At 43.3% G+C, this 22,829-nt stretch carries 18 protein-coding genes; 9 read left to right on the top strand and 9 right to left on the bottom strand.

Features of this window, described 5'->3' with window-relative positions; translation table 11 throughout:
* Window positions 1-86: 86 nt before the first annotated feature.
* Window positions 87-653, top strand: coding sequence for a hypothetical protein (locus DBR43_RS13190; protein WP_124581514.1), 567 nt, complete (start codon window positions 87-89; stop codon window positions 651-653).
* 89 nt (window positions 654-742) lie between these two features.
* On the opposite strand, the gene DBR43_RS13195 is transcribed toward DBR43_RS13190, so the two are convergent.
* Entirely contained in the window at window positions 743-1,087 is a 345-nt protein-coding gene (locus DBR43_RS13195) for a nuclear transport factor 2 family protein (RefSeq protein ID WP_124581516.1), read from the bottom strand.
* A gap of 159 nt (window positions 1,088-1,246) precedes the next feature.
* Between DBR43_RS13195 and DBR43_RS13200 the strand changes: the two genes are divergently transcribed.
* The gene (locus tag DBR43_RS13200) at window positions 1,247-7,621 is read left to right on the top strand and encodes an alpha-2-macroglobulin family protein (protein ID WP_124581518.1); all 6,375 of its coding nucleotides are present in this window, start codon (window positions 1,247-1,249) and stop codon (window positions 7,619-7,621) included.
* A gap of 103 nt (window positions 7,622-7,724) precedes the next feature.
* On the opposite strand, the gene DBR43_RS13205 is transcribed toward DBR43_RS13200, so the two are convergent.
* A complete protein-coding gene (locus tag DBR43_RS13205; RefSeq protein ID WP_124581520.1) occupies window positions 7,725-8,828 on the bottom strand; it encodes a DNA alkylation repair protein in 1,104 nt (367 codons plus the stop codon).
* A 19-nt stretch (window positions 8,829-8,847) separates the two neighbouring features.
* Complete coding sequence (locus tag DBR43_RS13210) at window positions 8,848-9,696, bottom strand: AraC family transcriptional regulator (RefSeq protein WP_124581522.1); 849 nt, start codon at window positions 9,694-9,696, stop codon at window positions 8,848-8,850.
* 135 nt (window positions 9,697-9,831) lie between these two features.
* On the opposite strand from DBR43_RS13210, the gene DBR43_RS13215 reads away from it, so the two are divergent.
* Both DBR43_RS13215 and DBR43_RS13220 read left to right on the top strand, forming a co-directional pair.
* Entirely contained in the window at window positions 9,832-10,833 is a 1,002-nt protein-coding gene (locus tag DBR43_RS13215; RefSeq protein WP_124581524.1) for a zinc-binding dehydrogenase, read from the top strand.
* Window positions 10,834-10,874: 41 nt separating this feature from the next.
* Window positions 10,875-11,363: a cupin domain-containing protein gene (locus DBR43_RS13220; RefSeq protein ID WP_124581526.1), complete on the top strand. Its 489-nt coding sequence runs from the start codon at window positions 10,875-10,877 to the stop codon at window positions 11,361-11,363.
* A 48-nt stretch (window positions 11,364-11,411) separates the two neighbouring features.
* Here the strand turns inward: DBR43_RS13220 and DBR43_RS13225 are convergent, their stop codons facing one another.
* The gene (locus DBR43_RS13225) at window positions 11,412-12,233 is read right to left on the bottom strand and encodes an ATP-binding protein (protein ID WP_124581528.1); all 822 of its coding nucleotides are present in this window, start codon (window positions 12,231-12,233) and stop codon (window positions 11,412-11,414) included.
* Window positions 12,234-12,664: 431 nt separating this feature from the next.
* Between DBR43_RS13225 and DBR43_RS13230 the strand changes: the two genes are divergently transcribed.
* Genes DBR43_RS13230 through DBR43_RS13240 form a run of 3 tightly spaced genes read left to right on the top strand, consistent with a single transcriptional unit; the run spans window position 12,665 to window position 15,592 of the window.
* Window positions 12,665-13,810 carry a glycoside hydrolase family 105 protein gene (locus tag DBR43_RS13230; RefSeq protein WP_124581530.1) on the top strand — a complete coding sequence of 382 codons (1,146 nt, stop codon included), beginning with the start codon at window positions 12,665-12,667 and terminating at the stop codon, window positions 13,808-13,810.
* 41 nt (window positions 13,811-13,851) lie between these two features.
* The gene (locus DBR43_RS13235; RefSeq protein WP_199757038.1) at window positions 13,852-15,150 is read left to right on the top strand and encodes a PQQ-dependent sugar dehydrogenase; all 1,299 of its coding nucleotides are present in this window, start codon (window positions 13,852-13,854) and stop codon (window positions 15,148-15,150) included.
* Window positions 15,151-15,157: 7 nt separating this feature from the next.
* Window positions 15,158-15,592 carry a c-type cytochrome gene (locus DBR43_RS13240; RefSeq protein ID WP_124581532.1) on the top strand — a complete coding sequence of 145 codons (435 nt, stop codon included), beginning with the start codon at window positions 15,158-15,160 and terminating at the stop codon, window positions 15,590-15,592.
* A 9-nt stretch (window positions 15,593-15,601) separates the two neighbouring features.
* Here DBR43_RS13240 and DBR43_RS33195 read toward each other — a convergent pair whose 3' ends face one another.
* The 4 genes from DBR43_RS33195 to DBR43_RS13255 are packed head-to-tail and all read right to left on the bottom strand — an operon-like array spanning window position 15,602 to window position 17,324.
* On the bottom strand, window positions 15,602-15,835 hold the full coding sequence (locus DBR43_RS33195; RefSeq protein ID WP_199757039.1) for a hypothetical protein: 234 nt from the start codon (window positions 15,833-15,835) through the stop codon (window positions 15,602-15,604).
* Window positions 15,836-15,847: 12 nt separating this feature from the next.
* On the bottom strand, window positions 15,848-16,297 hold the full coding sequence (locus tag DBR43_RS33200; RefSeq protein ID WP_199757040.1) for a type 1 glutamine amidotransferase: 450 nt from the start codon (window positions 16,295-16,297) through the stop codon (window positions 15,848-15,850).
* Window positions 16,298-16,299: 2 nt separating this feature from the next.
* Complete coding sequence (locus tag DBR43_RS13250) at window positions 16,300-17,031, bottom strand: YggS family pyridoxal phosphate-dependent enzyme (protein WP_124581534.1); 732 nt, start codon at window positions 17,029-17,031, stop codon at window positions 16,300-16,302.
* Window positions 17,032-17,090: 59 nt separating this feature from the next.
* Complete coding sequence (locus DBR43_RS13255) at window positions 17,091-17,324, bottom strand: thioredoxin family protein (RefSeq protein ID WP_124581536.1); 234 nt, start codon at window positions 17,322-17,324, stop codon at window positions 17,091-17,093.
* Window positions 17,325-17,868: 544 nt separating this feature from the next.
* On the opposite strand from DBR43_RS13255, the gene eboC reads away from it, so the two are divergent.
* On the top strand, window positions 17,869-18,762 hold the full coding sequence (gene eboC, locus DBR43_RS13260) for a UbiA-like protein EboC (RefSeq protein ID WP_233602965.1): 894 nt from the start codon (window positions 17,869-17,871) through the stop codon (window positions 18,760-18,762).
* On the opposite strand, the gene DBR43_RS13265 is transcribed toward eboC, so the two are convergent.
* Window positions 18,755-20,200: a PQQ-dependent sugar dehydrogenase gene (locus tag DBR43_RS13265; RefSeq protein WP_124581537.1), complete on the bottom strand. Its 1,446-nt coding sequence runs from the start codon at window positions 20,198-20,200 to the stop codon at window positions 18,755-18,757. The genes eboC and DBR43_RS13265 overlap by 8 nt on opposite strands.
* A 226-nt stretch (window positions 20,201-20,426) precedes the next feature.
* Between DBR43_RS13265 and DBR43_RS13270 the strand changes: the two genes are divergently transcribed.
* On the top strand, window positions 20,427-22,811 hold the full coding sequence (locus tag DBR43_RS13270; RefSeq protein WP_124581539.1) for a phosphocholine-specific phospholipase C: 2,385 nt from the start codon (window positions 20,427-20,429) through the stop codon (window positions 22,809-22,811).
* The last annotated feature ends 18 nt before the right edge of the window (window positions 22,812-22,829 follow it).

Here is a 22,829-nt window from a genome sequence, read left to right on the forward strand (position 1 = left end):
GATTATTAACTGAGCCACAGCACTCTTTTAAGAATAATCCGCCCTTTCTTTTGATGCTACATTTGAGTTCACTAAACACGAATCAAATGAAAAAGTATGTCATTTTAATCAGTACGGCTCTTGGCCTGATTGCCGGAGGAAAGGCCTATGCTCAGGATTCCGATTCTTTGGAATTTGAAGAATACAACAACCTGTACATCCAGGTGGAATTCGGCAGGAACAACGACAAAATCAATATGCTGCAAGGTGGGATCACTTTAGAAATGGGTAAAAATTATTATAAAATTAAAGTAACTTCTGCCGTGGAACCAAAGTACAAGACGAAGCAATACCTGGGAAAAGTTCATCCCGAAATCTCAGACATCAGTTTGATCATGGGAAGAAGTTTCAAGCTGATGAAATATCAGCGATTCCATTTTGGAACTGGTTTATCGGCCGTCACCCATGTCGTCAGAGGCAACAGCCAGATTCCAGGCGCTCCTCCTCAGGAGGAAAATTACAAACAACGCTATACGGTAGGCCTGCCGGTAGAGCTTAGGTACAGTTTTAATTTTAACAGGAATATTGCAATAAGCTGTACCGGACACATTAACGCCAATCCAATAAAAAGCTTTACCGGACTGTCAGCAGGAATTATGCTGGGTTTGTTTTAAAGCTAAACACCCCTCATCAGAGAAGAACTCAGGCTGAGCTCTTCTCTGATTTTTGAACAAGGCCACGACACGCGGCGGTTTACTTCCGGCTATTTCTTTTCCTGAATGAAATAAACCTTCTTGATCAATCCATCGGCAAGTTCGTAAATGACCAGCACTTCCGTCGCCGTCCCTCCTTCATGGGTAGTCACCCTTTCCTGATCAATCACTTTATCATCAAATACAATGCGGTTTAAAATTTCTGCATGAAGGTTTGGCGAATGGTCAAAAACATTCCTGTACAGTTTTTCAACCCCTGTAATCCCCTTAACCAATGGCTCACTTTCTCCAAAATCAAAGAGCTGAATGTCATCCGAAAAGAAAGTCATCATTTTAGCCAGGTCCCGCTCATTGTAAGCATTCACCTGATCCTGAATTATTTCATCGATCCTCATTTATTTTTTATTATCTTAATTCCATAAATATTAGCAACTAAATTAAACTATTATTTACTGGAGAATGCCCGGTAGATTAAATAAAATACATTCCCTGATAATATGAACTTCCTTATGGAATTACTAAGGTAACTCCATCTTCTATTAAAATACATACTTATGAAAGTTACGCTACGTATCTCTTTTTTACTCCTCTGCTTTGTTTCGATTGCTCAAAGCGCCTTTTCACAACAACCTACGGCAAACAATTATATGAAGGAATTCGATAAAATAGATTCTTTAGCCAGCATCGCTCAGGCAAATAAAGCTTTACCCATTCTTGAAAAGTTAATGAAACAGGCCAGAACGGAGGGGGACGCTCCTATGCTGGTAAAATCTGTAATGTATCGGATGCTATTTCAGAGTTACCTGAAAGATGATGCTTTCGAGGAAATCCTGAATGACCTGCGGAGCGATATCAAAATCGCAAAGCAACCTGAAAAAAGCATTTTACAATCCTTGCTTGCAGAAATGTACTGGAAGTATTACCAGCAAAACAACTATCGCATTGCGAAACGGACCATGGTCGAAACGAAGCTCAGTGACGAGATCGGCACCTGGTCTGTCAGGCAAATCACCAATGAAGCTGCAAAAACATACCTCAGCTCTCTTTCTGAAGTCGGCCTTTTACAAAATATTAAAGTAGGCGTATTTAATGAAATTCTTACCGGCGACAGCAGTAACCGGGATTTAAGACCCAGTCTTTACGATCTTCTGGCCCACCGTGCATTAGACGTGTTCATGAATCCGCAAATTGACATTACCAACACGGATATGGAGGGCATCAATTTCGACGACCCCATCTGGTTCGCAGACCATAAGACATTTTCAGCGATAAAAATCCCGCAGGCCGACAGCAGTTATTTTTCAGCGGAGGCTTTAAAGGTATTTCAGCAGCTCATTAAAGTCCATGATCAGCAGAGCAGTACCGCAGCTCTGACAGAGATAGAACTCAAAAGGCTAAAGTTTATCTACGGAAGAAGTACCGGTGAACATAAAGACAGTTTGTATTTCAATGCATTGGAATCATTAGGAAAAAAAGCAGAAAACAATCCATTGTATGCAGACATATTATTCCAGCAGGCTCAGGTTTACAAAAATGGGGGGCAGCAAGACAGCAGCAAACAAAACCTGATCAAAGCGATGGCACTTTCGGAAAAAGCCATCAAAATGTATCCCGGGAGTCAGGGTGCAAACAATGCAGCCAATTTAATCCGGGTCATCGAGACGGAAACCATAAAAATAGAAATAAAACAGGCCAACCTCCCGGAGCGTCCGATCCAGTTTTTAATCAGCTACAAAAATATAGACACGGCACATCTAAAACTTTATAAACTTCCTGCTGCAGAAAATGAGTCTTATCTGGAATTCCGGAACAAGGATGCCTACCAGCTTTTTCTTAAAAAAGAAAAACCATACAGAAGCTGGTCTGTTCCGGTCCCTTCCTTAAAGGACTATCAGGAGCATCACCTTTCTGATCAGATGGAAGCCCTTCCAGTGGGCAATTATCTGCTGATCGCGCAAAATACCTTCGATTCAAAAAAGGAAAAATACACGAATAGCCTGAATCCGTTTAAAGTCACCGTCCTTGCAGTGACCAGCAGAACATTGTCAAAAGACTCAACACAATATATCGTTTCCAATAGCCTTACTGGAAAACGTTTAAAAAATGCAGCTGTTCTGGAAAAAAATGAACGTTACGAGAAGGGAATAGCTAAGCTATATGATGGCGCTTCAATGAAAACAGATGAACATGGCGTGGTAATGTTCAGGCAGAATCCTTATGTCCGAAAAGTGCAGGTCAGTTATAAGGGAGATACCCTGATGGTCAATGCCTCGAACGGCTATTACTACTATGGAGAGGAGACAGAGAAAGAACAGGTGGTCCTCTTTACCGACCGTCCCATTTACCGCCCCGGGCAAACCCTCTTCTATAAAGGGCTTTTCATCAAAAAAGAAGATACAAAAAACAGCATTGTGGCAGGACAAAAACTCGAGGTTACTTTCAGCGATGTAAACGGTAAGGAGCTTGAAGAAGTATCCGTAACTACTAATGAGTATGGCACATTCCAGGGCTCCTTTAGCATCCCCATGGGAAAAATGAATGGCAGCATGGAATTAAGCACGATTTATGGAAGTATTGAGGTGCAGGTGGAAGAATACAAACGCCCGGGTTTTGAGGTCTTATTTGATAAATCCACCCAGAAATACAAGCTCAACGACAGCATATTGGTTAAAGGAAAAGCAACTACATTTTCCGGTTATGCCATAGGTGCAGGGAAAGTAAAATATACGGTTTTCAGGAACAGCAGGTTTCCTCATTACCTTTATGGTTCCAGAGGAACTTCACCAAAGCAAATCGCCATTGGCCAGACGGAGACCAAAGCGGATGGCAGTTTCAGCCTCCAATTCTTTGCAAGCACAGGACAGCCAAAGGCAGACCGGTATACTTATTCAGTGAAGGTAGAGGTAACCGACATTAACGGGGAGACCAGAACAGGAAGCCAGGACATTCAGGCGGGAGATAAAGACCTGCTCCTGGACGTGGGAATACCAACGGATCTCTTTCTAAGTTCGAAAGCAGATAGCATCCCATTTAGCATCACCAACCTGAACGGAGAACCTGTAAAAGCAAAATTAAAAGCAGAATGGTTTTTACTGGAATCTCCGGGCAGAATACCTAACAACAGTCCCTTCAGCGTTAAGCCGGAAAAATATACACTGAACAAAGCTGAGTTTATTAAGGCCTTTCCAAATGAAGCCTATGCAGGAGATGACAACCCTTTAAACTGGCCGGAAAAAAAGATTGATCTTACACAAGACATCAGTGCTGAAAAAGGAGCCGGAAACTTTAGCCTAAGTGCAAAACAATTGATCCCTGGTTTTTATAAAGTGAAGTTCAGCGCCTTTAATGAAGATAAGGAGCGTATTGATCTGGAGAAAATAGTGCGCATTTACCATCCTGAAGCCAGTCAGATACTAACGGAACAGGAATGGCTGGTCGCAGAAAAGACACAGATTTTACCCACTGAAACTGCCATCTTCAGATTGGCGGGAACAACCCCCTCCGGAACAGCTTATTATGAAGTTTACTACAAAAACAAAATTGTGGATAAAGTGTGGATAACCCTATCCACCAAACAAAGCATCATCAAAATAAGCCCCCGGCCAGAATTCCAGAACGACTTTGCAGTTCAGTTTACCCTTATTCAAAACGGCATTGTTTATAACTGCCTGCAGACAGTAAATATTATTGATCCCGGAAAAGCATTAGACATCAATTTCTTAACCTTCCGGAACAAATTACAACCCGGTGAAAAAGAAAGCTGGAAACTCCGCATCACAAGCAAAACAGGGGAAAAACAAATGGCAGAACTGGCCGCCACACTTTATGACGCATCGCTGGATGAACTTAAAAAGATGGACTGGAATGCTCCCCTGATCAACACTTACGACTATAACCGCTATACCTGGACATCAGAACGAAACGCCCTTAGAACCGGATATAAACTCTGGTTCTTAAATGACCATGATGATTATTTTTCCGAGATATTCCGACGATACGAAGACCTGAACCTATTTGGATATAACTATTATGGTGGCGACTATAATCCCGGCTACCGCAGTTATCTGGATAAAATTAAAATCAGAAGCATGTCTCAGGAAGGGCTTAAAAAACTGGCAGAGCTGCAAAAAGGCAGTCTTATCTATGGTGTAGTCACCGATAAAGAAGGTTACAGTTTGCCTGGAGTAAGTGTAAAATCCGGTAAAGCAGCAGCGGTTACTGATGCATACGGCATCTACAAAATAAATGCAGCTTCGGGACAGCAAATAGAATTTAGGGCGCTCGGATTTAAAACATTTACCATAAAAGCAGGTAAAGCAAAAAGACTGGACGTGAGCTTAAGAGAGGATGGCTCAGCCTTGAGTGAGGTGGTCGTTACCGGATATGCAGCCCAAAAGAAACAAATGAAAACCGCCTCTTCCGCTCAGATACGCGGAATGTCCACGTTGGCGGGAAAAGTTTCAGGCCTGGTTAGCGAATCTGCCCCGGCTCCGGGTTTTCTGCCAAAGCCGGAAGCAGCAGTAGTTGCAGATGCCGGAGGTTATGATGACCCGGCGGCAAACAGCGATAAACCGGCAAAAGGTCTGGAAAAGGTAATTCCGAGAACGAACTTCAATGAAACAGCTTTCTTCTATCCGCAGTTGCACACGGACAAAAATGGAGAGATCCAAATTGATTTCACCATACCTCAATCTTTAACCCGTTATAAAATGATGGGTTTTGCACATACCAAAGACCTGAAAACAGCCAGTATCAGTCGCGAACTCCTTACTCAAAAACAACTGGCCATCTCTGCAAATGCACCGCGCTTCTTCCGCGAAGGGGATACCATCCTTTTTACGGCAAAGCTGAATAACCTGAGCGGAACAGTATTAAAAGGAGAGGCCATGCTGGAACTGAGGGATGCAGTTACTAACAAAGTTATCCACATTATGTCTGCAGGTGTTAAAGAAGGACAAACTTTTGAGGTCGCCAACAAAGGCAATGAGGTCTTGAGATGGTCATTACAGATCCCTTCGGGTATTGCGGCCATCACTTATAAAATCATTGCACAATCCGGTAAGTACAGCGATGGGGAAGAGATGACCATTCCCGTGCTTCCCAATGGAATGATCCTTACGGAGACCATGCCCCTGAATGTACGTGGAAATACCAGCAAGACTTTTAACATGGAGAAACTGCTGCAATCAGGCAGCTCTAAAACCTTAAAAAATCAAAGCCTGGCCCTGGAATTCACTGCAAACCCGGTATGGTATGCCGTACAGGCGCTTCCTTATTTAATGGAATATCCATACGAATGTGCAGAACAAACCTTCAGCCGTTTCTATGCGAATAGCTTTGCTACAGGAATCATCAATAGTGCTCCCAAAATAAAACAGGTCTTCAGCCGCTGGCAGCAGGAAAAAGATGGGGCAGCACTATTGTCCAATCTGGAGAAAAATCCGGAACTGAAGTCTATCCTCCTGGAAGAAACCCCATGGGTAAAAGATGCAGGCGAGGAAACCGCACGTAAAAAAAGACTGGCATTGCTATTTGACCTGAACAGGATGACTTACGAGTTGAAAGGCAATTTTGAAAAACTGGAAAACATGCAACATGAAAATGGTGCTTTCGCCTGGTTCAACGGAATGGCCGACGACCGTTACATCACCCAGCATATTGTTTTGGGCATGGGACAATTAAAGCACTTGAAAATGATCGATGAAAAAGCCTTTCCTGGCTTTCCAAAAATGCTGAATAAAGCCATCATTTACCTCGATGCAAAGCTAAAGGATGATTTTCAGAAAGAGGTGCCGGGAAAAGGAATAGACTATCTCCCACTCCACTATTTGTATGCAAGAAGCTATACCGATCAGAAAAACAACGATCCTGTCTTTAAAAAGGCAGTTACTTATTATCTGAACAAACTCAAAACCAGCTGGAAAAGTATGGACGCCTATCAACGCGGTCAGGCAGCCCTGGTGTTGGCCAGAAACGGGAATAAACCAGAAGCAATGAACATTGTCCGCTTCCTCAAAGAAAGTGCCCGTAAGAACGAAGAGATGGGCATGTATTGGGACAACAACCGCAATGGCTGGTGGTGGTACCAAAGTCCCATTGAGACGCAGTCATTGCTGATAGAAGTATTTGATGAGGTAGCCAATGATGCGGAATCCGTAGAGGAAATGAAAATATGGCTGTTAAAGAACAAACAAACCAACGACTGGAAAACTACGAAAGCTACCGCTGCCGCCTGTTATTCCTTACTTCTTCGCGGAACCAGTATGCTGGAAGAGTCCGCAGCACCTGAAATCTCGATCGGAAATCAAACCCTTGCACAGTTAGGCCTGGACGATACTAAGAAAGAAGCAGGAACCGGTTACCAGAAACTGACCATTGCCGGAGAAAATGTAAAACCAGAGATGGGCAAAATTGAAGTTAAAAACAACAATAAAACCATTGCATGGGGAGGCGTATACTGGCAATATTTTGAACAGCTGGATAAAATCACGCCCGCAGAAACAGGAGTTAAAATTAAAAAAGAACTGTTTTTACAGAAACAATCAGGCAAGGGCGATGTATTGACGTTGCTAAGCCCAACAAATGTATTGACGCCCGGCGACCTGCTCAAGGTCAGGATCGAAATTCGTGCAGACCGGGACATGGAATACATCCACTTAAAGGACATGCGTTCCTCAGGATTTGAACCGGTAAATGTGATCTCTGCTTATAAGTATCAGGACGGACTGGGCTATTATGAAAGCACAAAAGATGCCTCCACCAATTTCTTTATCAGTTACCTCAGAAAGGGAGTCTATGTGTTTGAATATGCTTTAAGGGTAAGCCATGCAGGAAACTTCTCCAATGGAATTACCAGTTTACAGTCGATGTATGCTCCGGAATTCAGCACCCATACTGCAGGAATAAGAGTTACAGTAAAACCTCAGTAAACTTAAATATCCTGCTGTCTGAAATAAATTCAGGCAGCAGGATATTTTTCAACTGCAAATACGGCCATTGGCAACCGGCATTTTGTTATTGCCCAAATTCAAATTACAGGCTAAGTTCAAAATCCAGGATCTCTTTCTCTTCCCCATTTACAATCACCGACAATTGTTGCAGCCCCGGATAAAACGTTCTGGTGGTGATCAATTTAAAACTTTGCTTGCGGGATACCTTTACTTTTTCGTCTGCCTGGTAAACCTTCTCGCTGATCTTGAACACCTTTTTTGACAAGCTTCCGTTTTGCCTCCGGTAATACAATCCATACTCTAAACGGATCGTTTGTTCTTTTTGCTCCTGATTGTGGAGGTAATAAGAGAAATGCAAATCGCCACCAATCGGAGTTACCGGTGTTGAAATCTCAAATTCAGTGATCTGAATGTCTTTACTTTCCAGGCCATAATGTTTTAATATTTCCGGATGTCCCTGCTTCAGCAATGTCCTGCAACCATGCTTAATGATGGCATCCGTTTCTTTATGCAACCCTTTCCATCGTTTTGCCATTGCAATAACGATATCCGGATTATCCTTGGCAATGTCGTTGATGTGGTTCGCCACACTCCTTCTCACCCATTCTGAAGGATCATTTTTCAGGTTTTCCAGCAGTGGTAAAACAGGAGTTGGATTCTTTTTAAGCTCAGGTAAAGCCATTGCCCATGGCAACCTCGGCCTTGTACCCTCGCTCGACAAGCGTCTGACCTTATGGTTTTCATGAAAGGACCATGCGGTCATCTGCGCCAGCATCCGATCTCCATATTTCAGGATAAAAGGCCTTACGGAAAATTCACAACTCACAAACTGGGTAATGAATTCAATCGCCCTCACAGAATTTTCATAGTCATTCATTCCATAAGTCTCGATATAATCTGGCAGAAACATAAATGCCAGTCCGTCTTCTCCGCTATTGTTTCTCCGTAACCCGCTAATGATGTCAAAAAGCAGGTCTACAGTTTGCCCATAGTCTTCCGGAAGAAAGGGATGTAATACCTGGGCGGTATGCTTCATCCTTGCTTTTAGTTCTTTATGCTCAAAATCTTCATCAAAGATCTGACTGATAAATTTTTCTTTATCAAAAGAAGGAACGGTTTGCAGAAGGACATCAGATAATCTATCGTAAAATGCCGGGGAATATATGTCTTTAAGAAGGCTACTCATAATCGTTTTTTTAATGTTGTTAAGCTGCGCTGACTTTGTTTCTGATTTCGCGCATTCCCCTGTGGTAATACTTTTTCATCATTTTATTCAAATGACTACTATCTGTGAAACCCAGTTCATTTGCGATTTCTTTAAATGAATTGGAGGTCAGTGCCGCACGGGCTTCCGCAATTTTCAGCTTCGACCTGAGGATATAATCACGAAAGCTTTCATTGGCATTTCTTTTAAAATACTCGCTAAAATAGGTTTCAGAAATATGGAAACGGGAGGAAATCCCCTCTACGCTCACCTTCTCCTGATCCAACAGGTTAAAATGAATGAAGTGAAGCATGTTTACAAATCGTTTGTCAGAAAAAGACTGACCATGGAGCAGTTGTTTCTCAATATTTCTGGAAATGATCACCAATATGGAGACCAATAGATTCTGTACCAAAAATACCGAACAGCTGTTGTCGCTGTAATGTTCTGAAACGATAAGGTCCAGCAAGGATTTCACATGTTCCTTATCCGTAGGATTGTCAATCAGTCCGGCCTCCCCCTGGTTATAATTCCCGATGATAAAATTGAGCCGGTTAAACCAATCGCTGTAGTTCACAGAACTGGACTGATGATAGGTAGAGAAATAAGTACTCGTAAAACGAACAAAAAGAAAACGTGTTTTCTTTTTAATCCGGTAACGGTTACAACTTGCAGATGGCAACAGAAAAATCTCTCCTTTAACATAAGGATGAATGCTCTGATTTACATACTGTTCTCCTTCCCCATCCAATATATACACCAGTTCAAAGAAATTGCTCAGCTTATCGCGTTTCTCCCAGCTCTCATGCGTTTCAATACTCACAGAGAAGTTTTCGTGGTTAATTTCCATGCTGCAAGATAAGACACATTGCGGGTTAAAATTAAATATCCAGTCAATTTACTGCTTTTTCCCCTTGCCGTACCTATCGGCAGATTAGAATATCTGCAATTTTGCAACCAGCTATTAAGCAAGACCTTACACAGAATGAAAGCAGCAGTTTTAGACCAGAATAATTTCACACAGCAGATAGAAGCGCTACAAACCCCTGAAATTTTACCGTACCATGTTTTAATCAAAATCAAGGCGGCCAGCATTAACCACCATGAACTGTGGTCCATCAAGGAGCAGCGCAAAAAAAGCCCTGATTTGATCGTTATGGGTTCTGATGGTGCCGGAGTAGTAATCGGGACCGGTGTTCACAGCAACCCGGAGTTAATGGGACAGGAAGTCATCATTAACCCTTCTTTAGAATGGGGCAGCAATCCCCGGACATTCGGTACGGACTACCATATCCTCGGCTTTCCACAGCAAGGCACCTTTGCAGAATACCTCTCCATCCATGAACGCTATGTGGTTAAAAAACCCGGCCACCTCAGCTTCGAAGAAGCAGCAGCCATCCCCCTTGCCGGCCTGACCGCCTACCGGGCGCTATTTACAAAGGGGCAAATCAGAAAAGGCAACAAAGTACTCATTACCGGAATTGGTGGCGGCGCAGCACTGCTGGCAATGGCTTTTGCCATCCATGCCGAAGCTGAAGTATATGTGAGTTCAGGAAATGAAGATAAATTAAATACTGCCCTGACACTGGGTGCAAAAGGAGGCGCAAATTATAAAACCGAAGGATGGGCTAAAAAGCTGCTCGAAACTTCAGGAGGTTTTGACCTGATCATAGACAGTGCCTCCGGTCCCGGCTTTCCGGAACTTGTTTCCCTGGCCAATCCTGGGGCAAGAATTGTCCTTTATGGTAGAACTGCGGGAATGATCCCTACTCTTGATCCGCAGCAAATCTTTTTGAAACAGCTTTCCATTCTTGGAACCAGCATGGGCAATGAAGAAGAGTTTGAAGCCATGGTAAAGTTCGTCGGCCTTCATCAGATCAAGCCTGTGATCGATTCTTCTTATCCATTGGCAGAGATTGCCCAGGCGTTTGAAAAGATGAAATCAGGAGATCAGTTCGGAAAAATCATCATCAACATCCCCTCCTAAACCACCTCAATTGAAAATCATTTAATAAAAACAACCCTAATATGACAAAGATGACCGCCATTCCAAGAAGGATAGTAACAGGGCATAAAGATGGCCTTTCTGTAATTGTCGAAGATAAAAAGGTGACCAATGTTTCTGAACACATCCCCGGATTAATCATTTCAGACATCTGGGCAACGAATGCCATGCCCGTAGACCTGAATCAGGACATCAGTGTGGAAAACACCCTCGTTCCAAACCCACCTGCAAACGGCACCTATTTCAGGTATGTGCACATTCCACCGGATAAAGAACTGGGCATTCCGGAGCGTACGAAAGAAAACGGGCCGCATCCTTTAATGCATAAAACAGCAACGCTCGACTATATCATCATCCTGTCCGGAGAGATCTATTTGATCCTGGATGAGGAAGAAACCCTATTAAAAACCGGGGATATCGTTATTCAAAAGGCAACAAACCATGCCTGGAGCAACCGCTCGGAACAGCCCTGCATCCAGCTCGCCATTTTAATTGATGCTAAAGAAAACTAAGGTTTGACCCAAATAACGCTCAAATAAACCTTTAGCAATGCCAGAGGTTTATTTGAGCTGATAAGCCATGACTGTCTTTTTATAGAAAGTAGGAATGTAGACGATCTTTTTCACCGGATCATATCCGATATCCGCGGTGTTCTTCTTTTCTAAATGAGTATCCAGTAAAAGATCGACTTTCCCATCGGCATAAACATAATATACAAATCCTCCCCAGCTGGAACAGAGAAAGTCGCCATTTCCGATCGGCTCCAGACCATCTCCTCCATTTGGTAATTCTGCGATCTTGCTGATCTTCTTCTCTGCATCGGCTTTCAAAAAGCTTTTCCCGCCAAGGATATACAGATCTGTACCAATTGCTTTTAAGCCGTTGACCCCATTGATACTGTCCAGGTATATGGTAGGAACATCATTCTCGATCTTATAAATTCTTTTGGTTCTGGAATCCGAGACATAAACAATGCCTTTATCGCTCACCGTAATGTCATTCAGAAATTTTGTGTTTTCTATCGCAATTTTGCGAAGTACTTTTCCTTTAGCGATGTCAATCACCACCACATCGGTCAGGTCCGCAGCATACATCAGGTTTCCGAATGTAGCCAAACCTTTCGGGGAATTTAATCCTGAAATCCAGTTGAGGTCAATCACTTTGCCGTCCGGTTTGATTTTTCCAATCCCCCCAATTCCGTCCTTATCATTCGGGTTATTTCCCATAATAGAGACATACAGCACTTTGGCTTTCAAATCAGGAAGAACAGATTCAGGAAGGTTTACCACACTGTCGGTTTCCCAGAGTTTATGTAAGCTATGCTGCGCTTTCAGCTGTAAAGACAGGGTAATGATTAAAATCAGAGAGAGATACTTTTTCATTAGAATATATTTGTTTTTTATTGATTTTCAAATGTTATCAGGAACCTGCAGGTTCTGTCTAGCGTTTCTGAAGCGATCATGATCCTATATAACTATTCAACGGCAGGCTTAAGTCCGGTTCATTTTGTTAATTGGCCAGCAAGCACATACAGGTAATTTTTGTTCATAGATCATCATGATCAATCCCGCATCAGTTATTGTTCTGCTGCCGGCATTCCTGCAATTGAGCAATTATTGAATTAAAATTACTGTTCCAATTTAGCTAATTAATAAACTATATTAACAAGAATGATCAATAATTCTATCAAATCAACAAATTAAGCCCGCTCTTCAGGTTTACCCATTTTCCGAAAATCAAATAAAAGCTAACTTTAAATACCTAAACAGGTAAACATCAGCATAGGTGTTTATCATCAGACAGCTAAATCTTCATGAATAAAAATATTTTCTTAGGCATAACCGGTCTTATATCTTGCATCTTCTTTTCCGGAACAGGTCTGCTGCGGGCCCAGTCCAGCTCTGCAGATTTAAAAAACTGGCCAAAGGGCAGCTCTCCCAAAGAGATAGGTACCAGGGTGGCCGATCATTTTGTCGTTACGCCGCATACCAATTTTGGTAAATCCACTCCACCAAGAGTGATCACCTATCCCGAATCCTGCGCCTGGTACGGCGCACTGACCTTCGCCAAAGCCAGCGGAAATAAACAGCTAACGAAGAATCTTGCGGAACGTTTTGAACCCTTATTTGGGGCAGAATCAAAGATGATTCCCGTGCCCGACCATGTGGATTACTGCGTTTTTGGTGCTGTACCCCTGGAGTTATATCTTCAGACAAAGGATAAAAAATACCTCGACCTTGGGACATCGATTGCGGAGAAGCAATGGGGACCACCGGAAGGGCCACGTGTAAAAGAGGAATCACATGAGTTTTACAAACAAGGTTATACCTGGCAAACGAGGTTATGGATTGACGACATGTATATGATTACCGCATTACAGGCACAGGCATTCCGCGCAACGGGAAATCAAAAATACATTGATCAGGCAGCCAAAGAAATGGTGTTTTACTTAGATCAGCTTCAAAAACCCAATGGCTTATTTTACCATGCTCCGGATGTTCCCTTCTATTGGGGCAGAGGAGATGGATGGATGGCTGCAGGCATGGCAGAGCTATTGAGCTCCATGCCGAAAAAGAATCCAAACAGGCAGCGGATCATGAAAGGTTATACCGATATGATGGCCTCGTTACTCAAATATCAGGGAAAGAATGGCATGTGGAACCAACTCATTGACGACCCTGAAGCATGGCCGGAAACCTCTGCAACGGGAATGTTTACTTTCGCTATGATTACCGGAGTTAAAAACGGATGGCTGGATAAAGAAATTTATGGCAAAGCTGCCAGGAATGGCTGGTTAGGACTCGTTTCTTATATCAATGAAAATGCAGAAGTGACCGATGTTTGTGAAGGCACCAACAAGAAGAACGACCGCCAATACTACCTGGACCGGAAGCGCAATACCGGCGATCTGCACGGACAAGCACCGATCCTATGGTGTGCAACGGCATTATTGCGTTAAACCGGCCGCAAGAAATATATTAAAATTGACAAGCCAGTACTATGATAAAGAAACTAATGATCATTCCCTTGCTTAGTGCCGGAATTTTCTGCTCCCTATATGCTTTTAAAAATAACCCTTCCGCAGGCAGACAGCATCGCCCGCCAAAAACCGATGCCGATAATGCAGGCTTAAAACTCCCTTCCGGATTTGGGGCCTTGGTGGCGGCCGACAGCATTGGCAAAGCCAGACATATTGTGGTGACCAAAGAAGGGAACCTCTATGTAAAACTCGCAAAACCTGTTAAAGAGAAAGGGATCATTTACCTGCAGGATAAAAATGGCGATGGCCGGATGGACGAGCAAAGCGGCTTTGGAAATTACGGCGGAACCGGCCTTTACTTAAAAGATGGGGTATTGTATGCCTCTTCAAATGACGAAGTTTTCAGTTACCAGCTGAATGAAAAAAATGAGGTATTGGATCAGCATAATCCGGCAAAGCTGATCAGCAAATTGAAAAAAGGAAGGCAGCATGATACCAAATCGATCGTTCTGGACAATTCAGGTAATATCTATGTGAACATTGGTGCGTATTCCAATTCCTGTCAGCAGAAAGACCGAACGCCAGGTTCTCCCGGAATTAAGGGTTGCCCGATATTAGATTCTGCCGGAGGCATATGGCAGTTCAAAGCAAATAAGCTCAACCAAAGTTATGGCGATGGTATTCGCTATGCCACAGGTATAAGAAATGTGGTGGGCTTAGACTGGAATCAACAAAACAACACTTTATTTGTCATGCAGCATGGCCGTGATCAGCTCAATGGCCTTTGGCCGGATCTTTATGACGAAAAAAGATCCGCACTGCTTCCTGCGGAATGTTTGTATATGATCAAAAAAGGAGACAATGCCGGCTGGCCCTACGTCTATTACGACCAGTATCAAAAGAAAAACATACAAGCACCGGAATATGGAGGCGATGGTAAAAAAGAGGGCAGCAAGGAATATATCAATCCGGCACTGGCTTTTCCCGGTCATCTGGCTCCCAACGGACTGTTATTCTATACCGGAAATCAGTTTCCGGAGAAATACAGGAATGGTGCTTTTATTGCTTTTCATGGTTCCTGGAACCGGACTCCCGAAAAACAGGAAGGGTTTTACGTTGTCTTCGCCCCATTTAAGGATGGAATGCCGACAGGAGAATGGGAAATATTTGCTGATGGCTTTGCCGGAACAGATCAGGTAATGTCGCCCAGAGATGCCAAACATCGCCCCTGCGGACTGGCACAAGGACCCGATGGTTCTCTTTATGTAACTGATGATGTTAAAGGTACCGTATACCGGATTTTATATAACGGAAAATAAGATATTCATGAAGAAGTTCCTCCTTACGATTCTGTTCATACTCCCCTTAGCTTTATTCGTGCAAGCTCAAAAATCGGGTAAAGCAATATCCTCTCCCGCAGCTGCAAGAGATCAACTGCTGGAAGGGAAGAAAGTCTATTCGAAATTTTGCGCTTCCTGTCACCAGTTAGATGGCGGAGGTGTTCCCAATCTAAACCCTCCTCTAAGTAAAACCATATATGTGCTTGGGGACAAAAGCAGGCTGATCAGGATCATTCTCAATGGCTCCAATGAAAGCCTGGAAATTGATGGGGAAACTTATTCCAACCCCATGCCACAGCTGGACATCCTCAAAGATCAGGAAATTGCAGATGTGCTGACCTATATCAGAAACAGCTTTGGCAATAAGGCGGCTGCGGTTACTGCCCCGGAAGTAAAAGCCCTGCGATCAAAGAAAAAATAAAGGACCTGGTTAGAGGATAAATTTGTTCAGGATGGCTTCCATCAGATCATGGCCCTGCTGAAAATAAGACTGTTCTTTAAGCATGGCCCTTTCTTCCTGAATAAATTGTCCGGGAACCAGTTCCTCCCGCCCTTCTTCTACCATCCTTTTTACGGAATCTGCAGTGACTTCCAGGTGAAACTGCAAAGCCAGCACATGCTCCTGGTATAAAAATCCCTGATTGCGATTGGCAGAGGAGGACAATAAATCATAGGCTCAGTAGGGGATTTCAAATTGATCACCATGCCAATGAAATACCGTTGGCTGATCTCTGAACAGAGATTCAAACCAGGGAACTCCCGTTGCTGCAGGAGCAGGACAAACCGGATACCAGCCGATCTCTTTATGCCTTGCGGTATTTACGAAGGCGCCCAGACAAAGGGCGATTAGCTGCGCTCCGAGACAAATGCCCATCACCTTTTTCCCGGCGTTTATTGCGTCTTCTATAAACACTTTCTCTTCATGAAGCCAGGGAAAGCGGTGGTCATCGTATACCCCCATTGGTCCGCCCATAACGATCAACATATCGATCTCCTCCAGTTTTGGGAGAACAGGATTTTCCTCATAAAAATGCGTCGCGGTCAGCTGAAAACCCTTTGCCTGTAACCAGGTTCCGATATATCCCAGGCCTTCAAAAGACACATGCTGAAAATAATGTACGTTCATAGTTAACTTTCTTTTTCGTTCCAATAGTAACTGTCAGGATATATTCTGGGGCCAAATATTGCGGTGCCGATACGTATGATGGTTGCCCCTTCTTCAATTGCTGTTTCCAGGTCCCCACTCATTCCCATAGACAATTCTTTCATTTCTACGCTCGGTATTTCTTCCCCTCTGATCTGATCACTCAGATTTTTCAACAATTGAAAGGAAGGCCTCACTTTTTCCGCATCTGCATCAAATAGTCCGATGGTCATGAGCCCCTTTATTTTTAAAGTACCATATTTTGCTGCTTCCCTGACAAAAGCGGAGGCGTTTTCCGGGGCCAGGCCGAATTTGCTGTCTTCATAAGAAGTATTGACCTGTATCAAGACATCTAGATATCTGCCTTCAGCCTGCAGACGTTTATCCAGTTGTTGTACCAGTTCCATTCTATCTACAGATTGGATGCAGCTTACGTATTTCAAAACTTCTTTGATCTTATTGCTTTGCAAATGTCCGATAAAGTGAGCCTGATGAGAAATATCAAGCAAAGCAGCGTGTTTTTCTTTCAGTTCCTGAACTTTATTTTCAGCGATAAGGGTCTCACCGAGCAGCAAAGCTTCTTTTATCTTTTCTGCTGAAACGGTTTTTGTGGCCAGCAACAACTGTACGGTTGCAGGGTCTCTTCCAGCTTTCCTGCAGGCATGTGTGATCCGCTGATGGATAATGCTAAGGTTATTTTTGATGATTTCATTCATAGATCTGATCCTCCTTTCATTTGATAATTTCATAAAGAAAGCCCAGGCTGCCGAAGCCATTATCCTTTTACATCTGCCATCGAAGCACCAAAATTAAGGTGCAATACATTTCCGGATGGGGTAAGTAAGGCCGGCACCGATTTTACGCCTGCTTTTTCAGCTTCTTCAATCCGGTTTGCGCTTTCTCCAAGATGAACTATTTCGACTTTGTCGTCGCCAATGAGGGCTATAATTTCCTGCTCTGCACTTAAACATACAGGGCATCCTGCGTGATAAAAAATTGATTTTGCCATTTTATTAAAGTTTAAACGATAAATTTGTTAATGTTAATAATTAGGACAAAGTTTGTAAATCCTGATCTCGCATAAATCATCCAGTTTTTAACAAAACGGATGGTCCAGATACAATTCCTGGAAAGAATGCAGGAGAAAACAATCACAACAGGGATCAAAACTTATATTAATCCCATAAAAACGCATTTTTTCTTTTAAAAATTCAATGCAAAATATATTGACGGATGCTTGCATCTCTGTTCGGGATTGCGTCGTACCAAGTCCACAGTAAGTCCACAGTGAGTCCACGTTGAGTCCACGTTTTACCGTCAAAAGCTGGACTCAGCCTGGACTCACTATAGAGTTTCCCCGGATCCGGTTAAAACGCTTCCCGGCGGATGGTCCAGCTTAACATGAAAAATACACAAGAAAAGGCCGGTTAAAGTAACAAATAGCGTTTTTATATGTTTATTTGTAATTAAATACCAACCTAAACCTATTTTTAATTGTTATACTGCGGGATAGTCGTTTTTTATTAAAATAATCTGCTTTAAACTTAAATTCCTTGACGAACCAACTGGCCTATATCAAGATCATGCGCCCGGCGAATCTGGTGACCTCCGTTGCTGATGTCCTTGCTGGTGTAGCCATTTCAGGTTATTTTTTAACAACAGAATTTGAGATCCAACATGTATTCCCCATTTTGTTGCTTTGTATTTCTACGATAGGTTTGTACAGTGGAGGGGTTATTTTTAACGATGTATTCGATGCAGAAAGAGATGTAAAAGAGCGGCCAGACCGCCCTATTCCCAGCGGAAGCATCAGCAAAAAAGATGCGGCTGTATTTGGTGGAATCTGTTTTACCGTCGGCATTATGGCCGCAGCAATGGTCAACCAGACCGCTTTAGCCCTTGCCGGTCTGATTATGATTGCAGCACTCACTTACGATAAATGGTCTAAGCACATGACCGTAACCGGCCCGATCAACATGGGCCTCTGTCGCGGATTGAACCTGCTTTTAGGGGTAAGCATATTTTCCCGCTACCCCGAAATATGGTGGCTGGTGATCGCAACCATTCCCATTGTATACATTGCCTCCCTTACCATCATCAACAGAAGAAAAGGAAATGAAAAAAGTAAGCGGACGCTTTATCTTGCCGCATTCCTTTATGCTTTTGTCATTGCCTGTATCCTCTTCATCGCGCTTAGCAAAGGATTCTTCCTGCTGACCATTGTATTTGTGATTCCTTTCTACCTGATGATTTTCAACCCTCTGTTTAAAACGCTCGACGATCCCATTGGAAGGAACATCGGGAAATCGGTAAAAGCAGGAGTAATTGCGCTAATCCTATTGAACGCCGCCTGGGCCAGCGCCTTTGGCATCTGGTACATCGCAGTGATCATTGTAGCCTTACTCCCGCTGTCCTTATGGTTAAACAAAACTTTTACCGTTAATTAACCGGCACAAGTTTATACACAATACCCGGAGATTCTACCGCAATATACATGAAGCCATCTGGCGCCATCCTCACATCTCTGAGCCTTCCGATGTTCTTGAAAAGAATTTCTTCTTTAACCACTTTATTATTTTTCAATACACTTCTGTTCAGGTATTCAAAACGTAAAGAACCGGTAAGCAGGTTTCCTTCCCATCCTTTATAACGACTTCCCGTTACAAAGGCCATTCCACTTGGCCCTATTGAAGGAATCCAATAATGCAAAGGCGCGGTAATCCCCTCTTTTTCGGAAATATTGCTGATGATCTTTCCGTTATAATTGATTCCGTAGGTCGCGATTGGCCAACCGTAATTTTTACCGGGCTGGATGATATTGATTTCATCCCCTCCTCTTGGACCATGCTCATTCTCCCATATGGCCCCCGTTTGAGGGTGAATGGTCATTCCCTGAGGATTACGGTTTCCATAAGTAAAAATAGAAGGCTCGGCACCTTCGGTTTTTACAAAAGGATTATCGGAAGGAATGCTTCCGTCGCTTTTTATCCGGTGGATCTTTCCAAGGTCATTTCCTTTGATCTCCTGAGGATTTTGTTTTTCATTTCCCCTTTCTCCGACAGCAATATACAAATAGCCATCTTTGCCAAATTGCATTCGGGAACCATAATGATGCTGCGTTCTGGACCAGGGCTTTGCGACAAAAATATCCTGCTGATCCTTTAATTCATTTCCTTCCAGTTTTGCTTTCAGGATTGCAGTCGTGGCCAATACCTTTCCATCTTCGGTTTTAAATTTAGAGTAAGACAGGTAAATGAACTTATTGCTGGCAAACGCAGGGTCAAGTACCACATCCATCAAGCCTCCCTGTCCTTTTGCCAGGACCTCCGGAACTCCCCCAATGGCCTGCAAAGACTGGTCTTTTTTCACTTTGTAAAATTTGCCATTGCGATCCGTGACCAGCAATTCCTCGCCGGGCAGAAAGGCCATCCCCCATGGAATGTCCATTCCTTTTGCTACGGTATCCAGGCGAATGGTCAGTTCTTCCGTCTTAAAAATATTGCTGACAGGTTTTTTCGTTGCACCGTACCGGTCTACATTTTTTATTCCTTTAATGATGTAATCTGAAAGTTCTCTGATCTCTTTATCCGTAAATGTCGAATCAAAGGCAGGCATTCCCTCATTCGCATATCCGTTCTTTATCGCTTTAAAAAGATCTTCTTTTGTATTTCCATGTTTCCATTGGCGGTCCACAAAAGCATCCATCTTTTCCCCATGACAACCACCGCAATAATTCCGGTAGTTCAATGCTGCTTTTTCTTCCAGGGAATGGCTGCCTTTAACAGCCATTGGTTTAGACGGCCGTACAGCCGCTTTGTCTTCAGGACTCAAAATTGAAGTCAATACTCCGCCAATGACCAGCGCCCCGCCAAGATACTTTATCATAAGAAATTTAGTTTAGGTGTTTAAAGCTGTAAAATAGCATAAAAATGTGAATAAATCATGTCCTGAGCCAGTCCTTGTGGTTAAGCAATCTTAGCGTAAATGTTAAGCGAAGATCATCAATCCACCTACGGTAACATCTTAAGCGTCATTGCCTTTATTTTCATCTCAAAAAATTATTTTTAATCTTCAATCTTGTTACATTTGAACATACACACAAACAAACACAATGGATTCAAGAAGATCATTTTTAAAAAAGGCAGCCTTGCTATCCGGGGCCGCCGGACTCCCTAATGTTATTCCAATGTCTATCCAAAAGGCGATGGCCATCAGTGCCGACCCGGGATCTACATTTTATGACGCCGAACATGTCGTTTTTCTGATGCAGGAAAACAGGTCCTTTGACCATATGTTTGGAAAACTAAAGGGTGTCCGTGGCTTTAATGACCCCCGAACCTTTACCCTTCCTGACCAGAACAAGGTATGGCTTCAGAAAGACGCAGAAGGAAAAACATTCGCCCCTTTTCATGTCGACATCAATAAGACTAAAATCACCTGGCAAGGTGGCCTTCCGCATTCCTGGGCGGATCAGCTTGCAGCACGCAACAATGGAAATTACGACAAATGGGTACCGGTAAAATCACATATGTGCCTCGGTTACTACGACCGTACCGATGTGCCTTTTTACTATGCCATGGCCGATGCTTTCACGATATGTGACCATAACTTTTGCTCGTCCTTAACCGGAACGACCCCAAACCGCCTGTTTTTCTGGAGCGGAACAATCCGTCCGGAACAAAACGGCACTTCTGTTGCCGCCGTTAACAACTCCCAGGCGGAGTCCCGTGAGAATGCCTATGTGGATTGGGAAACTTTCCCTGAATTGCTGGAAGATAACGATGTGAGCTGGAAAATCTACCAGAACGAGATCTGGACTGCCGATTTAAAGGGTGACAGTGTAGACGACTGGTTGGGAAATTATGGCGACAATGCGATTGAATATGTAAAACGCTACAACGTTAAACTCTCTGCTTACTTTAGAAAAAACGGAGATCAGACCAGCAAACCGGCATTAACCGCCGCCGAAGTCACCGCAAAATACAACCAGCTGTCGGACCGCGAGAAAAACCTGATCGATAAAGCTTTTGCAACCAATATCAATGCGCCTGAAAATTACCTGGAGCTCGCTCCGTTTTCATTTACTGATGATCAGGGAAAACAACAAACCATCAACATCCCTAAAAACGATATTTTCCACCAGTTCCGCTCTGATGTAGACAATGGGAAGCTGCCTACCGTGTCCTGGCTGGTTGCCCCACAAAGATTTTCTGACCATACGAGCTCTCCGTTATACGGTACCTGGTATGTTTCTGAAGCCATAGACATCCTGACCAAGAATCCGGAAGTATGGAAGAAAACGATTTTCATCCTGACCTATGATGAGAATGATGGTTATTTTGACCACATTCCTCCTTATGTTGTTCCTAAGCCCGGAGATGCTTCCACAGGAAAAGTTTCGGAAAAGATTGATATCGCTGCTGATTACGAATCAAAAAAAGGCAGTCCGATTGGACTGGGATACCGCGTACCCATGTTGGTTGCCTCTCCCTGGAGTAAAGGCGGATATGTGAATTCCCAGGTATTTGACCATACGTCATGCCTGATGTTCCTGGAAAACTTTCTGGGTAAAAAGACAGGCAAGAAGATCAGAAGCAGTACCATCAGCAGCTGGAGAAGAAGCATCTGCGGAGACCTGACCTCCGTGTTCAGGCCTGCCAAAGCAGATCAGTCAAACCCGGTTAGCCCCCTGAAAAGAGAGGCTGTGATTACCGGAATCCAGAATGCAAAAAACAAACCTGCCCAGGTAAAACCTGATCCTTTAACAGCAGAACAGATTAAACAGATCAATGCCCATCCGCCTTTTGATCCAAACTCTCCTTCGGCCATGCCGCAGCAGGAAAAAGGAACACGCCCTGCTTGTGCACTTCCTTATCAGCCCTTTGCAGAAGCGGCACTGAATCCGGCCACACAGACCATTCAGGTTGACCTGGAATCGGGAAAAGGAAATTTCGGACAAAAGCTCGTTCCTGTAGGGACACCATTCCTGATGTACAGTCCTGCCCTGTATCAGGGAAAACCAGGAAAAACATGGTCTTATGCCCTCAGTTCCGGCGATAAGATTGGCGATACATTGAAACTGACAGATTTTGAAAAAGAGCATTATCATTTGTGTATCAGTGGCCCGAACGGATTTTTCCGCCAGTTTAAAGGAAACAAAAATGATCCTGCATTGAAAATCCGTTGTGAATACGAAGCTTCAGGAATGCTGACAAAAAAATTAACCGGAAACGTGCAGCTGGTCCTTGAAAATGAAGGAACAAAAGAGCTAAAGGTTACTGTTAAGGACAATACTTACGAAAAGAATAAAACAAAAGAAATCACCTTATCTGCTAAAGGAAAGGCGAAGATCATTGTTGATTTGCAGAAAAGCGCTTCCTGGTATGACTTTAGCCTTCATATCAAGGGTCATGAAGCATTTAGTAAACAATATGCAGGCCATGTAGAAACCGGCGAAGAAGGGATCACAGACCCTTATATGGGCGGCGTCTTATAAGCACAAAAAAATATGTTC

It is taken from the genome of Pedobacter sp. KBW06, assembly GCF_003852525.1.
Lineage (GTDB): Bacteria > Bacteroidota > Bacteroidia > Sphingobacteriales > Sphingobacteriaceae > Pedobacter.